At 49.2% G+C, this 606-nt stretch carries 1 protein-coding gene; it reads left to right on the forward strand.

Going from position 1 to position 606, the window contains the following annotated elements; all coding sequences use genetic code 11:
- On the forward strand, positions 1–314 hold a 314-nt coding region (locus KMS84_RS43715), incomplete at its 5' end, for an efflux RND transporter permease subunit (protein WP_256921263.1).
- Positions 315–606: the final 292 nt, after the last annotated feature.

A 606-nucleotide genomic window follows, 5' to 3' on the forward strand; every position in this document is an offset into this window, starting at 1 on the left:
TGGCAGTTCTAAACGGCCTGGTTATGATTTCTTTTATCCGCGGGCTGCGGGAGGAAGGACGTACCCTCCGGCAAGCGGTAGATGAAGGCGCGTTGACACGGTTAAGGCCCGTTCTGATGACAGCCCTAGTCGCATCCCTCGGATTTATCCCGATGGCTCTCGCAACAGGTACCGGTGCTGAAGTTCAGCGGCCACTGGCGACAGTGGTGATTGGCGGGATTCTTTCGTCTACCGTGCTTACTCTGTTGGTGCTTCCTGCTCTGTATCAATGGGCACACCGCAAAGATGATGATGGTGATGAAGCGGGTAGCTGATAGCCCATAACAGAAGCCCACAGCAACGTTGTGGGCTTTTCATTCTGGATATTGTTGTCACCTTTCAAAATTGTAAGTTTACCGTCATGCCGGTGATGCCTGTGAGTTGATAAGGTTACTCCCAATAAGATTGATATTGAGAGGACCTTATGAAAAAGCTTATCATTGCGGCAGCCCTAGCTGTTTTGCCTATAGTTTCACAAGCTACTACGTTTTCCGAAAAGAAGCAGTTGCAATATATTCAGGAACATCAGAACGCCGTGGCTAGCTATGCGGCGAAAAATAATAAGCC

Source organism: Streptomyces hilarionis (assembly GCF_024539675.1).
Classification (GTDB): domain Bacteria; phylum Actinomycetota; class Actinomycetes; order Streptomycetales; family Streptomycetaceae; genus Streptomyces; species Streptomyces hilarionis.